Here is a 13,937-nt window from a genome sequence, read left to right as displayed (position 1 = left end):
CAAAGATGGGTTCACGGAACGCGTGCGATCCATTCTGGCGTCGTGAACTTGCTCTCCACGAGGGCCTCAGCTGCCTTATATTCCGAATCGGTAATGTCATCTGGGGTCGCCCCGTACAGCTCGGTGAAGGTCTGCTTCATCCGCTCAATGATCTCGGCACGTGAAAGTCCGGTCTGGCTCTTGAGCGGATCGACCCTCTTGGCCGCACTGGTGATGCCCTTGTCGCTGAGTTTCTCGCGACCGATACGCAGTACCTGCACCATCACTTCGCCATCCATGTCGTAGCTCATCGTGACGTGGTGGAGCACTCCGCCGTTTCCGAACCGCTTCTGCGCGGCGCCACCGATCTTGCCCTTCGGGCTGGTGATGTCATTGAGCGGCTGGTAGCTGGCGTCGATACCGAGCGACTTGAGCGTCAGGATGACCCACTCGTCGAGGTAGGCGTATGAATCGGCAAAACTCATGCCCTGCACGAGCTCGGCCGGCACATACAGCGAGTATGTGATGACAGACCCCTTCTCCATCATCATCGCGCCGCCGCCCGAGATACGACGGACGACGTCGAAGCCGAATTTGGCTGCACCCTCTGGGTCAACTTCATTCTTGAGCGACTGGAAGCTACCGATGACAACTGCCGACTCGTCCCACTCCCAGATGCGCAGCGTTGGCTGACGAAGACCCTCTCCGACCTCGGTGGTGAGCACCTCATCGAGCGCCAGGTGCATGGCAGGCGAGACGGCCTTCGAGTGGATGATCTTCCAGTCGTAGTCCTTCCACTCGCTGGCATGGGCCAGGGAGCGACGGATGGCGACAGCGACGCCCTCTGGGCTGAAGCCCAGCAGCGTCGCGCCCTCCGGGAGGGCAGCGCGTACGGCCGCGGCATAGGTGGCCGCGTCGCTGTTAGCGGGCAGCCCGTTCACCGCAGCGTTGATCGCCTCAAGCGCCTCATCGGGCTCGAGGAAGAAATCCCCGGCCAACCGGAAATTCGTTATCTTGTTGTCAACGACATCGAGGTCAACGACAACGAGCTTTCCGCCTGGGACTTTATATTCACCGTGCATGCGATCCAGCCTATGCCTCGCACCCCGGTCGGCTCCCGCGCGGCGTGCACTCATCGCGTGCTACGCGCCGCAAAATTCGGCCACCAGATCCATGGGTCGCCCGAATTCGCTAGTGCCGGAGCCCGCGCTCGAGCGAAAAGGGGCGACTCATGGAGCAGCGGGTGCGGAGTTCGGCTGGTCCGGCAGGTGTTCGTTCAGCCAGGCGATGAGGTCAGCACGTACAGCTTCCCGATTGGTTTCGTTGTAGATCTCGTGGCGGGCACCTGGATAGATGATGAGGTGGATGTCGCGCAGTCCCGACCGCTTGGCGTAGGCATCCGCCAGCTTGAGCGCACTCTTCTCGCCACCAACGGTGTCATCGCCGCCGACCTGGATCAACAACGGAAGGTTGCTCGGCAGGTTTTTGGCTGGACGGCCAAAGAGTCGGAGGCCGTCGCGAATCCCGAACAGCTTGGCGATCGGTGTCAGCGTGGTGAGCGGATCGGCGACGAATGCCTCAGCGACGGCAGGATCGCGGCTGAGCCATTCGGCTCCTGTCGTGCCGAGGTGCTTGTGCTTACGGTTCAAGTCGCCGGTGTCGAGTGAGCCCGGCCAGCGATACGCCGTGCCGCTCAGGACGACCGCGTCGTACTCAGACGCGTGCTTGCTCACGATCATCTGCACCATGAACGATCCCCAGCTGTGGCCGAACAGCACCAGCGGAACCCCGGGGTTCTCCGCCCGAATGATGCCGCTGAGCTGGTGAACCGCCGCGACAGCGGCACGCAGCCCGCCGGGACCCAGCTTTCCCATTCGCGTCAGGTCACCGCCGTGCTGGATGAATCCGGTCTGGCCATGACCGCGATGGTCGTCGGCGTACACGCTGTAGCCAGCCTCGTTGAGCGCAGTCGCAAGCTCAACGTAGCGCTGGGCATGCTCCCCCACGCCATGCGAGACCTGCACCACTGCCCGCGGCTTTTCAACCGGCCAGACGTAGTACGTGATTTCGACACCGTAGGAATCTGTGTAGGTAGGCACGTTGCCATTGTGACGTAGCGCACAGCGATAACGCACTAGTGACAGCCCGGCAGACGATCCGCGAATACTTAGCCAAACTAATTTGTTATGCTAATCAATTACGGAAAGGGTGTGCGATGTCAGCAGTTTCTGCCGCAGAGTCGGCGTCATCAACCGTCACGACGCACGACGCAGTCGCCGAGCTGAGCCACGACTTCCGTCTCGCGAACGGCCGCCTGGCCAGGCGGCTCCGCCAACAGCAGGCGGGCAACGAGGTGACACCCGGGCAGTTTTCTGCCCTGTGCGCCCTCTTCACTCACGGGTCGCTGACGCTCGGGGAGCTCAGCGAGCAGGAGCGTGTGACACCGCCATCGATGAACCGCACGGTGAATGCCCTGGTGGAATTTGGCCTCGTCATGCGCACCAATTCGGCCGATGACGGCCGCAAGGTGGTGCTGTCGCCGAGCGACGAGGGCAGCGACCTCGTCCTGAAGACCAGAGAACGCCGGGATGCCTGGATCACTCAGCGCGTGGTGAAGCTCACCACGCACGAGCAGCAGATCCTCGCAGAGGCGACAACGATCATGCGGAGGCTTGCCGAGAGTTGAGTGCAATGTTCCGCTCATTGAGCGGTGTAAATTATCGAATCTGGTTCGCCGGAGCGCTGGTGTCGAACATCGGCACCTGGATGCAGCGCACCGCACAGGACTGGATCGTCCTCACGCAGCTGACCGACCACAACGCCACGGCGGTCGGCATCGTGATGGCACTGCAGTTCGGTCCACAGCTGCTCCTGATGCCGTGGAGCGGCCTCATCGCCGATCGGTTTGACCGGCGAAAACTGCTCATTCTGACCCAGACGCTGATGGGCGTGCTTGGTCTTGGCCTCGGCCTCATCACGGTGTTGGGTGTTGTCGAACTCTGGCAGGTTTACCTCTTTGCCTTTGCCCTCGGGGTTGTATCTGCCATCGACGCCCCTGCCCGCCAGACGTTCGTCGGCGAGCTCGTCACCAACGAGAACATGTCAAACGCCGTCGCGCTCAACTCGGCCTCATTCAACGGCGCCCGTCTGATCGGCCCCGCCGTCGCCGGCGTGCTAACCGCGGCGGTCGGCGCCGGTTGGGTGTTCATGATCAATGCGGGGACGTTTGCCTTCACCGTGCTCGCCATGTTCTTGCTGCGGAAGTCCCTGCTGCGACCGCAGCCGCGCGCCTCCCGTGAACGCGGGCAACTGATGGCCGGTTTCCGCTACGTGAAAAGCCGGCCAGACATCATCGTCGTGCTCATCGTGGTCTTTCTCGTCGGCACCTTCGGCTTCAACTTCGCCATCTTCACCTCGACCATGGCCACCGTCACGTTCGGCCTCGGGGCAAGCGAGTTCGGTTTCCTCAGCTCGATCATGGCAATCGGCTCCGTCGCTGGGGCGTTGATGGCCGCCCGCAGGGCAGAGGCCCGCCTGCGCCTCGTCCTTGTCGGCGCCGCCGCCTTCGGCGTGTTCTGCGCAGTCGCCGCCTTCATGCCCAACTACAACCTCTTCGCCCTCTCGCTGGTCTTCGTCGGTTTCTCCTCACTCACCTTGATGACCACGGCCAATGCCTACGTGCAAACGACGACAGAGCCGGCCATGCGCGGCCGCGTGATGGCCCTCTATATGGCAATCTTTGCCGGAGGCACCCCGCTTGGCGCCCCACTTGTCGGCTGGGTGGCCGACGAGTTCGGGCCGCGGTGGGCGGTCGGCGTGGCCTCGGCATCCGGAATTCTCGCCGCCATTGCCATCCTGATCTGGATGGTGAAGTACCGCGACCTGCGCGTACGCCTGCGCCTGCGCGGGGCCCAGCGCTCCCGGGTGCGTTATGCGGGCGACGGGCTTCCGGCGACGGCAGCCGTGCGCGTTGTCAGAGCGGATGCCGCCAGAGCGGATTCCGGCAGAGCGGATTCCGGCGGCACGACACTCACCGACGACCTCGAGACTGAAGACCGCGAAACGGCAACGACGGAGATCGCCATCGTCGAAGCGACGGCGCCGCGCTAGCCGGGCACGTCGGCCAGGCAGCTCGCTAGCTGCGCTGACCGGCGAGGTTGGTTGAGTGACTCACTCGCCCCGACCATGCACCGGTCTCGCGTTCGCCGGGGGTTCTCCGACCTCCTGGATTGTGTGGCCGGTGCAAGCCGTTTTGGTTACGCTGGCTCGCTCGATGCGCGACACGATGAACCATCGCATTGCGTTGCGCAGTCGGCACCATCCGACGAGGTACCAGTGGCCGTTCGTGGAGGCGAACAGCACGGGCTCAACGTCGCGGGTGGTCGTGGTCCCATCTCTCGACGTATACCGAATGCGGATTACTCGCTGCTCGGCCATCGCCTCCTCCAGCGCCGACCTGAGTGCACGCGAAGAGGAGGGAATCGCGTTGACCCAGACGCGTCCGGCCAGCTCGTCGGCTCGTGCTCGGGTTCTGGGATCGAGGACGTCCAGGATCTTCTGGATCCCGGCTGCTGCCAGATCGGCGTATGGGGCATCGGGTGCAGCGGACACGGCCGCCATGAGCGCCACGGCCTGCGCTGGGGACAGGGTGACAGGCGGTAGGGACGCACCAACGGCCAATCCGTAGCCACCGCCCGGTCCGGGGCGAGACCATACGGGCGCGCCGCTGTTCTCAAGCGCAGCGAGGTCTCTCTTGACTGTGCGCACGGACACGCTGAACTCTCTCGCCAGCCGATCGGCGGAGCACCCCCGCGACCCGTTCCGGCGCAGCATCTCGGACAGGGCATGGAGTCGTTCTGCTCGTTTCACCGTTCAGCCCTCATCAAATTCATGACACAAATAGTGACATACACCTGCCCGCAGCACCTCCCAAGGTGGTGACATGACAACTACTACGAGCAGTCCGACCATCATTCTCATCGCCGGCCACTGGCTGGGCGCTTGGGCGTGGGATGAAGTCCTTGAACACCTGAAAACCGACCGCTCTCGTGCACTCGCGATGACGCTGCCTGGTCTCGATGGGGACGATCCTGACCGTGCGGCGAAGACTCTCGACGATCAAGCCGCAGCGATCCTGGACGTCTTCGCGGGGCTCGGGGTCTCCGAGGATCAGCCCGCGACCATCGTCGCTCACAGTGGAGCGAACGCTCCCGTCAGCCTTGTTCTTGACCGGCACCCTGAACTTGTTCATCGGGTGGTGTGGGTCGACTCTGGCCCCGTGGCGTCGGGAAGCGTCTTCGCCCCGGATATTGCGGACGAATTGGAGGAGCTTCCGCTGCCGTCCCTCGACGTCCTCGCACAGCAGGCGAGCCTCGAAGGCCTGAGCATAGAGGTCCTCGAGCGTTTTCGGTCCAGGGCCGTCCCTGAGCCCGGCCCCGTGCTTCGCCAGCCCGTCGAGCTCACGAACGATGCCCGGCGCGCGGTCCGGACCACGCTGGTGTGCTGCTCGATCCCCAGCGCGCAGGTGCTGGAGCTGGCCCGCACGGGTCATGCCCTGTTTGCCGAAGTCGCGAACCTCGAGCACCTCGACGTCGTTGACCTCCCGACCGGGCATTGGCCTATGTGGAGCCGCCCGCGCGACCTCGCCAACGCCATTCAGTCAGCGGCTTCTCGAACCAACTGAACCGCACGCACAAGCTGAAGGGGCCAGCCGAATTCGGCTGGCCCCTTTACGCTTTCGTGCCCCCTGGTCTAGCGAACGCCGCTCATCAGGCGCAGGATCGGCCGCGTGAATATCGCCAGGATGATGCCGAGCACGATGGCGATGCCACCGAGCACACCGAAGTAAAGCTGCTCAGGAGCCGAGTCGTACCACTCAGCGAGGCGACCGGAAATAGCGGTGCCGAGAGCGACAGACAGGAAGAACAGCGCAACCATCTGAGTCTTGAATAGCTCGGGCGCGAGCTTGGTCGACACGGACAGGCCGACGGGCGAGAGCAACAGCTCGGCAATCGTGAAGACAAGCAGGATGCCGATCATGGCCAGAAGCGGAGTCGAGTTGGCTCCCCCGCCGGCAAACGGCAGGAACAGCAGGAAGGCAACGCCCATGATTGCGGTACCGAACGCGAACTTCACCGGAGTTGACGGCTGCCTGTCGCCCCATTTGGTCCAGAGGGCGGCAAAGACACCGGAGAGCACGATGATGAAGATCGGGTTGATCGACTGAACCCACGACACCGGCATCTCCCAGCCGAAGAGATTTCGGTCGAGTCGCAGGTCGGAGTAGATCGTCACCACGGTGAACTGCTGCTGATAGAGCGACCAGAAGGCGACGCTCGCGATGAAGAGCGGAATGAACGCGTACACGCGCTTCCGTTCAATAGTCGTGATGTGCTTGTTGCTGAGGATCACGATGAAGTAGGCGACGGATGCCACGATCGTCACGCCGATCACGATGGTCACCAGGTTCTCGGCGGTGATCACGCCGGTGATCACGAGCACCACGATGAGCACGATGGCCGCTGCACCGATCAGCGCGTACGTCAGGAACTTGTTGCGCGGCAGGGGGTCTGGAACTTCACGGGATGACGCAGGAAGCCGCTTGCGTCCGAAGGAGTACTGGGTGAGGCCGATCGCCATTCCGACGGCCGCCAGGCCGAAGCCATAGTGGAAGCCGAGTGTCGTTTGCAGGAGACCCGTCAGGATCGGGCCGAAGAACGCGCCCAGGTTGATGCCGAGGTAGAAGATCGAGAATCCGGCGTCTCGGCGAGAATCATCTTTTTTGTACAGCGTTCCGACGACCGATGTCGCGTTGGCTTTCAAACCACCGCTACCGAACGCGATCAGGATCAGGCCCGTTGCAACGCCCGCGACGCCGGGAATGAGGGCAAGAGCAATGTGCCCGAACATGATGACGAACGCGCTGACGTAAAGCACGCGTTCCGAGCCGACCAACCGGTCGGCGATCCAGGCGCCGAGGATCGTCGACAGGTACACCGCGCCGCCATAGGCACCGACGACTCCCGCCGCCGTGACCTTGTCGATACCCAGGCCGCCCTCTGCTGCCGAGTAGTACAAATAGAGCAGCAGGATGCCCTGCATCCCGTAGAACGAGAAGCGCTCCCACATCTCGACGCCGAAAATACTCGCTAGCGCACGAGGCTGCCCGAAGAACTTGTGGTCATCCTGAGGGGTGCCAGAATCCGGCTCCGCGATCCTAGTCATACATCGACGATACCCCCGCTCTCGGCGAATGGACGACCCCGGGACCGCTGAAAAGCGAGGCTCAGCTAGCTAGCCAGATGTCCCTCACGGCGCAGCTCGGCAAGGAAGAGGTCGTAGCGATCACTGAGCCCGGCAACCTGCGCGGGGTCGGGTTCAACGACACTTGATGAGCCCGCCATCCTGGATGCGACAGCTGGCAGACCCTCAGTCACCAGACCGTTCACCGCAAGGATCGCCGCACCAAACGCGCTCGATCGATTGAGCGGGACGACAACTTCGCGACCTAGGATCGACGCTCTGATGACGTTCCAGACCGAGCTGGAACTGCCTCCACCGCTGAGATGGTGTCGACCGAGTGATACTCCAAGCCCGTGAAGTCGCGTCAAACCGAGCCGCTCGACAAAGCCGACACCTTCCAGCACTGCTCGGTGCCGTTCGATCGGATCCGTCGTCGTCAACGATGCGCCGCTGTGGTCTATCGAGAATCCCTGCAACATTCTGTCTGCCACGGGGAACCGCTCGCCAACCCCTGACAGCGGGTACATGACGACGGACGCCCCGCCGAGTGCTGCCGCACGCCGATCAGATTCCCGCACATCGAGTCTGGCCGCAGCTCCGCGCCCGAGCACACCGGCCCCGGAGTTGGAGGCACCCCCTACCCAGAAGGATCCATCAGGAGCCACATGCGAATAGACGCCGAACGATGGCTCAGTGATCTCGGTCTCGCACACGGCTTTCAGCACCAGAGTGGTGCCGAGTACCCCCACGGTATCGCTAGCGCTGACCGCTCCCGTCGCCAACTGGGAGGTGCAGCCATCGGTCATTCCAGACACAATGACCACATCTTTCGGCAGCCCGAGCGAGCGAGCGATCGAATCCGTCACAGTACCTATCGCTCGGCCGGGGGACACGATGTCTGGCATCCGTTTCACATCCAGCCCGAGCGTGGCCAGCGCCTTGTCATTCCAGGCTCGAGTGACGGGGTTGATCCCACTCTTCAGAGCGTGGGAGGTATCACTCGACACAATTTCGCCGGCAAGCGCCGCCGCGACGCAATCGGGTGTGAAGAGGTAGCGTGCCGCCGGCCGATTCCGGTCAAGCCATGCGGTGCGGGCTAAAGCGGTCGACGGTCGCCCGGCTTGTCCCGCTCGTGCCAGTTCGGCCAGTTCTGCGGCACCTCGTGCGTCGTTGTAGAGCAGAGCGGGACCCGCTGGACGCCCGCGATCATCCGTTGGAACAATCGTGCCGCTCGTGCCCGTGATCGACAGGGCGCTGATGCCACGCGCGCTCTGCCCGAGATCGGCCGTCAGCATGGCGATTAGCCGCTGTGCCACCTCAGCGTATGCCGGCGCCTGCTCACGCACACCGTTGCAGCCCTGAGGCGCGGGCAGCAACGCCGTTCTCTCGGCGATGGTGACGCCCGTCTCCGCGTCAACCGCAATCACCCGGGCGTTCGCAGTAGCCAGATCAATGCCGAGGACGACGGCACGACCACTGATCCCGTTCACATCACTCAGCTCTTCGCAGCGATCGGCGTGGTGCCGAACGGCTCTGTGGAGAGCAGCCGCTCAGCGAGTCCGCCGAGCGAGTGCACGGCGAAGTCGGGTTCGGCGAGCTGCTCGACGCTCGGCTCGTCGGGCGCCTCACCGCGCAGCAGCCACACAGTGCGAAGACCGACAGCCTTCGCCGGGCGGACGTCGGTGTCGAGGCGGTTGCCAATGTGCACCGCCTCGCCAGGCGCCACTCCGGCTTCCTTCAGACACCAGCGAAAGAGTTCTGGTGACGGCTTTTCGAAGCCGACAACTGCCGAGACTCCCCAGACGTCAATCAGCCCACCGAGCCCGTCGCGATGTAGCGCATCAATGACCGGCGCTTCCTGGTTGGCCAGCACGCCGATCCTCACCCGACCCGCTAGCTGTCGAAAGAATGGCAGGACATCGTCGTACATCGTTCCAGCCGGGTGGGACCAATACGTGCGGGTTAGCTCATGTAGTTCGCGCTTGCGATCGACGCTCCCCAGGAAATCTGCAGCGAGCGCCTCTCGCAGGGACCCACTTTGCTGCGCACGGATTCTGTTGTACACCTCACGGAACTGTGATCGGTCGACTGCCCCGTTACCATCGCGCTCCCTCAGTTCATCGAGGGCGGTGAGCACAGCGGCGACGAAGTTTTCGTCGTCGTAGATGGGACCGCCGATGTCGCAGAAGACCGCACGCACCACTGGCGACACTAGTTCGTACCCGCCAGCGCCTTGCGTCGTTCTGCGAAGTCTTCCCTGTCGAAATACTTGGCCACGACGTCAGCACCGAGCCCAGCCACTCCACCGATCGCGTAGGCATTCAAGCGCACGCGAGCACCCTTGACGGCCATCAACGAGATTGCCTCTGCCCCAGCGGCACTGGAGGCAATTGCAACGATTCCGTGGTTGCCGAGGAGCACGAGCGAGGGCAGCGCGCCGTGCTTGTCCACGTACGCCTGCAGGTGGTTGTAGAACAACCGGCCCAGATCAATTCCGGGCTGCGCGTATGGCACGAACAACGGCACGCCGAGCACGACGGCCTCATCTGAGTACACCGCTTCGTCGAATGCCGTTGCCGCGTGCACGCTGGCGAGCAACGACACCACGGCAGTCGGATGCGTGTGGGCCACGAACGCTGACGGCGAAATGGCCTGCACTGCAACGTGGATGAGTGTTTCGATCGAACCGCGCCGGTGGACGTCCCCATGCTCGCCAGCGTCGAGCACGGCCGTAAGGTCTGCCTGGGTCGCGGCGGGATCGTTCATGAGCGCGACCAGCGGAGCAACGTCGACGATGACGAATTCGTCGCTCGTTGATGTCGCCATATTTGATCCCGATGTTTTCACCGCGATGCGGCCGTCGGTGAGGCGCTGGGAGGTGTTCCCTTCCGCGAGGATCACGAGGTCTTTCGCTGGTTCTCCCAGTGAGCGGGTCAGGGTGACGAGCTCGTCGGTGACGAAGGTGGGATTCCATTCGGTTGCCATTTAGATACCTCCATACTTGCGCTTGGTGATTCCGTTCAGCAGCGACGCGAAGATCAGCACGAGGCCGAGCGCGAGCAGCTGGAACTGCGTGCCGTCATTGCCGGGCAGTGCCAGGAGGATGCCGGCGTTGATCCAGACGATCAGCAAGGTGGAAAGCACGATGCCGGACACTCGGCCGATGCCGCCGGTGATCGCAACGCCGCCGAGAACCGCGATGGTAATCGATGGAAGTGCCATGCCGTTGCCGCTTGTGCCGGCATCCGGCCTGGCCGATGCGAACTGGGCGACGGTGACGACCGCGACGAGCCCGGATATCACTCCGGAGAGGATGTACACGGTCATACGGTTCGACTTCACGTCGATCCCAGACCACGTGGCAGCAATATCGTTCGTGCCGAGCGCGTAGAGGCGTCGACCGAAGGTGGTCTTATTCAGGAGCACCCAGACGATCACGATTGTGGGGACGAGGAAGGTGAAGATGCCGAGCGGCACGAGGGGCAGAGAGCCACCGATCAAGGGAAGCTCGATCGACTGCGCTGCGGAATAGAAGTCCTGGATGACCGGCGAGTTCACGGGCTTCTGATCGCTGACAACCAGTGCGAGGGATCGGAACGCGTAGTAGGTGGCCAGCGTTGCAATCAGCGGCGGGAAGCCGACGTATGACACCAGGACGCCGTTGACGGCGCCACACACTCCGCCGACCACAACAGCGAGGACCAGTGCCGCCAAGAGGCTCCAACCCCAGATTCCGTATGCCAGCCCGAAAATCACGCTGGTAAGCGACACGATTGACCCGACTGACAGGTCAATCCCGCCCCGACCAGAGAGGATCACCAAGAGTTGGGCAAGCCCGAGCATCGCCAACGGAACCGCGCTGATCAACGCGGACGCCATGTAGTCCGCGTCGAAGGCACCGCTCAGTGCGCCTGCTGCATCCAGCACAGACATGACGACAACGACGATGACAATGAGTACGGCGAGCAGGACGACCCGCTGCGTGAGCAGCGCTTCCAGTGCGCGAGCGACCAGAGGGCGTCCCGCCGGGCTCTTTCCCTGCGGCGATGCGCCGGGCGAGGTTGATGGGCGATCCGTTGTGATGGTCATGCTTTTCTCCTGGCTCGCTCGCGGAGTAGGTCGGTGCCGACGGCGATGATGATGAACAGCCCCACGAAGAGGTTTGCGAGCTGTGAGGGCCATCCGATCTGAGTCACGCCCGAGGTGACGGTCTGCACCAGGATGGCGCCGAGTAACGTGCCGATCACTGAACCGCGGCCCCCGAGGATCGAGGTCCCTCCGATGACGACGGCAGCGATCACGGCTAGTTCCCGTCCTGATCCGACTGCCTGGTCGAGCGTCGCGGTTCCCGCAGCGATGAAGAAGCAGGCCGCGAGCCCCACGAGGGCTCCGGTGAGGCCGTATGCGATCATCACCCGTGGCTGGACCTTGATTCCGGCCAGACGCGCAGCCTGCGCATTGCCACCAATGGCAAACAGATTACGACCGCCGGACGTGTGGCGCAGGTACCACCAGGCGATAGCCACGACAACGATTGTGATGGCGAAGCTGTGCGGGATCCCGAAGGTGCGTCCGGCCTCGCCTCGCCCGAATACATCGAGGGTCGACGGGATTCCGTTGACGGTGGATGACCCGAAGACCCGCAGCGCGAGGAACTGAAAGATGTTCGCCGTTCCAAAGGTGATGATGATGGCGTGAACTCGACCGTAGGCGATGAGCACGCCGTTCAGTACGCCGAGCACGATACCGAGGCCGACCGAGATAGCGATGGCCGCGACGAGGGGAACGTCAAGGTTCACCAGGAACTTCGCCGTGACCACTGCGCAGAGCATGATCGCGCCACCGACAGAGACATCGATCCCGGCCGTGATGATGATGAAGGTCATCCCGACGCCGATCAGGGCGATGGGCGCGACGGATACCAGGAGCGGCTGAATCGATCCAGGGCTGAGGAAGGCAGGGGTGAAGAGCCCGAGCAGGATCCACAGCGCCGCGATGACGCCGAGCAGCACGAATTCCTGACCGGTCACCGGAGAGGGCAAAATGCGCCGAGCAGTTGCCCGCGCAGGGACAGATGGCGCGGTGCGCTGGTCGATGGTCATGCGATCTCCTCCGAAGCGGGGGTCATGGGCTGAGCCGTATCGGCTGTAGAGCCTGCGCTCGGCTCGTCGGACCAGACGCCGGCTGCCGCTGCAAGAATCTCGACCTGGGTTGCATCTGCTCCAAATTCCGCGGCAATTTTGCCGGCCCGAATGACGAGAATGCGGTCGGAGATACGGAGCACCTCTCCGAGGTCGCTGGTCACCACAAGCACGGCAGTGCCTTGATCGGCCAGCCCAGAGATGATGCGGTGAATCTCTTCTTTCGCACCAACATCCACGCCCTGCGTCGGCTCGGCGAGCACGAGAACCTCGGGACGCTTGACGAGTTGTCTGGCGAGCACGACCTTTTGCGCATTTCCACCCGACATTGCACTGATCGGCTGGCTCTGGCTCGGCGTCTTGACCGCGAGCCGCTGGATGAAGTCCTGCGCTATCTCACGTTCGCGGCGTTTGGTAACCCAACCGGGAATCCGGCTGAGCAGTGACAACTCGCCGACGGTGATGTTGAATGCGATGCTCTGAAAGGAGAAAGATCCCTGGGCTGAGCGGTTGGCCGGCAGCAGGTGGATGCCGAGTTTCTTTGCCTGGGTGGGGTTCTTTACGGTGACTGGCTTACCAGCCAGCAGCATCTGGCCAGCCGTCGCCCTGTCGACACCATAAATGACGCTGGCGATGTCGCCGGCGCCGGAGCCGACCAGCCCGTACAGGCCGACGATCTCACCGGAACGCACACTGAGGTCGATGTCCGAGAATCGTCCATCTCTGGTGAGCCCGTCGAGTTCGAGCACGACGGCCCCTGGGGTGGAGTCGTCCTGGGATCGGGTCTCACCGAGCACGCCACCGACCATGAATTCAGCTATCTGCCGCACAGAGAGCTCCGCGATCGGCTGGGTGGTGATGGTCTGGCCGTCGCGCATAACGGTTACTTCGTCAGCGATCCGGAAGAGCTCATCGAGTCGGTGGGAGATGTAGATGACCGCGACTCCCGACGCGGTCAAACGACGGATGACGGTGAAGAGCACTTCGATCTCTGAGTCAGTCAGGATGGCTGACGGTTCGTCGAGGATCAGCACTGACGCGTCGCCGGCGAGCGCCTTGGCGATGGAGACCTGCTGTTGCGCGGCAATGGATAGAGTGCCGACCGGGGCGGTTGCAAGGCTCTCTGGTAGTCCGACCGTATCGAGGAGGCCATGCATCTGGTCAGCTTGGCCCGACCAGTCGACCCTGATTCCGCGCTTGATCTCGCGGCCGACGAATACATTCTCGGCCACACTGAGCTCAGGAAACAGCTGCGGCTCCTGGTAGACCGTCTGCACGCCGAGATTGAGGGCGTCGGTGGTCGATGTGATCGTGGTGGGGACGCCGTCGAAGGTGATCGTGCCGGCGTCGGCCCGCTCTGCGCCAGCGATGATCTTGATCAGGGTGGATTTGCCGGCGCCATTTTCACCGACGAGGGCATGCACGGTGCCGGGGCGAATGGCGATCTCTGCGTGCCTGATCGCGCGCACGCCACCGTAGCTCTTGACGATGTCCCGCATCTCGAGTCGATACTCCGACCCTGCTGGCGGTGTGAGGTCTGGGCTCATGGCCGACTCACTCCTTGCTTGTCTCATG

Annotated in this window: 13 protein-coding genes; 3 read left to right on the top strand and 10 right to left on the bottom strand. The window is 63.2% G+C overall.

Annotated features, from left to right (window positions below):
• Positions 1 to 11: 11 nt before the first annotated feature.
• Positions 12 to 1,061: a biotin/lipoate A/B protein ligase family protein gene (locus tag ACMT3I_RS14590; protein WP_414805247.1), complete on the bottom strand. Its 1,050-nt coding sequence runs from the start codon at positions 1,059 to 1,061 to the stop codon at positions 12 to 14.
• 147 nt (positions 1,062 to 1,208) lie between these two features.
• Complete coding sequence (locus tag ACMT3I_RS14585; protein WP_414805246.1) at positions 1,209 to 2,078, bottom strand: alpha/beta fold hydrolase; 870 nt, start codon at positions 2,076 to 2,078, stop codon at positions 1,209 to 1,211.
• A 116-nt stretch (positions 2,079 to 2,194) separates the two neighbouring features.
• Here ACMT3I_RS14585 and ACMT3I_RS14580 point away from each other — a divergent pair, with 116 nt between their 5' ends.
• Both ACMT3I_RS14580 and ACMT3I_RS14575 read left to right on the top strand, forming a co-directional pair.
• The gene (locus tag ACMT3I_RS14580) at positions 2,195 to 2,665 is read left to right on the top strand and encodes a MarR family winged helix-turn-helix transcriptional regulator (RefSeq protein WP_414805245.1); all 471 of its coding nucleotides are present in this window, start codon (positions 2,195 to 2,197) and stop codon (positions 2,663 to 2,665) included.
• Between the two features lie 5 nt (positions 2,666 to 2,670).
• Positions 2,671 to 4,089, top strand: a complete 1,419-nt coding sequence (locus ACMT3I_RS14575; protein ID WP_414805244.1) for an MFS transporter — start codon at positions 2,671 to 2,673, stop codon at positions 4,087 to 4,089.
• A gap of 60 nt (positions 4,090 to 4,149) precedes the next feature.
• Here ACMT3I_RS14575 and ACMT3I_RS14570 read toward each other — a convergent pair whose 3' ends face one another.
• Positions 4,150 to 4,848, bottom strand: coding sequence for a helix-turn-helix transcriptional regulator (locus ACMT3I_RS14570; RefSeq protein ID WP_414805243.1), 699 nt, complete (start codon positions 4,846 to 4,848; stop codon positions 4,150 to 4,152).
• A 73-nt stretch (positions 4,849 to 4,921) separates the two neighbouring features.
• Between ACMT3I_RS14570 and ACMT3I_RS14565 the strand changes: the two genes are divergently transcribed.
• Positions 4,922 to 5,662 (top strand): alpha/beta fold hydrolase, encoded by a 741-nt coding sequence (locus tag ACMT3I_RS14565; protein ID WP_414805242.1) that lies wholly within the window; start codon positions 4,922 to 4,924, stop codon positions 5,660 to 5,662.
• Between the two features lie 68 nt (positions 5,663 to 5,730).
• Here the strand turns inward: ACMT3I_RS14565 and ACMT3I_RS14560 are convergent, their stop codons facing one another.
• The 7 genes from ACMT3I_RS14560 to ACMT3I_RS14530 form a co-directional block, all read right to left on the bottom strand.
• Positions 5,731 to 7,203 (bottom strand): peptide MFS transporter, encoded by a 1,473-nt coding sequence (locus ACMT3I_RS14560; protein WP_414805241.1) that lies wholly within the window; start codon positions 7,201 to 7,203, stop codon positions 5,731 to 5,733.
• A gap of 65 nt (positions 7,204 to 7,268) precedes the next feature.
• Complete coding sequence (locus ACMT3I_RS14555) at positions 7,269 to 8,711, bottom strand: FGGY-family carbohydrate kinase (RefSeq protein WP_414805240.1); 1,443 nt, start codon at positions 8,709 to 8,711, stop codon at positions 7,269 to 7,271.
• Between the two features lie 5 nt (positions 8,712 to 8,716).
• The gene (locus tag ACMT3I_RS14550; protein ID WP_414805239.1) at positions 8,717 to 9,424 is read right to left on the bottom strand and encodes an HAD family hydrolase; all 708 of its coding nucleotides are present in this window, start codon (positions 9,422 to 9,424) and stop codon (positions 8,717 to 8,719) included.
• 8 nt (positions 9,425 to 9,432) lie between these two features.
• Entirely contained in the window at positions 9,433 to 10,206 is a 774-nt protein-coding gene (locus ACMT3I_RS14545) for a class II aldolase/adducin family protein (protein WP_414805238.1), read from the bottom strand.
• Complete coding sequence (locus ACMT3I_RS14540) at positions 10,207 to 11,310, bottom strand: ABC transporter permease (RefSeq protein WP_414805237.1); 1,104 nt, start codon at positions 11,308 to 11,310, stop codon at positions 10,207 to 10,209.
• Entirely contained in the window at positions 11,307 to 12,323 is a 1,017-nt protein-coding gene (locus tag ACMT3I_RS14535) for an ABC transporter permease (RefSeq protein WP_414805236.1), read from the bottom strand. Before ACMT3I_RS14535 ends, ACMT3I_RS14540 begins: the two co-directional genes overlap by 4 nt.
• On the bottom strand, positions 12,320 to 13,909 hold the full coding sequence (locus tag ACMT3I_RS14530; protein WP_414805235.1) for a sugar ABC transporter ATP-binding protein: 1,590 nt from the start codon (positions 13,907 to 13,909) through the stop codon (positions 12,320 to 12,322). Before ACMT3I_RS14530 ends, ACMT3I_RS14535 begins: the two co-directional genes overlap by 4 nt.
• Positions 13,910 to 13,937: the final 28 nt, after the last annotated feature.

Source organism: Leifsonia sp. A12D58 (genome assembly GCF_047530025.1).
Classification (GTDB): Bacteria; Actinomycetota; Actinomycetes; order Actinomycetales; family Microbacteriaceae; genus Cryobacterium.
This window is presented reverse-complemented; position numbering and strand designations above follow the sequence as displayed.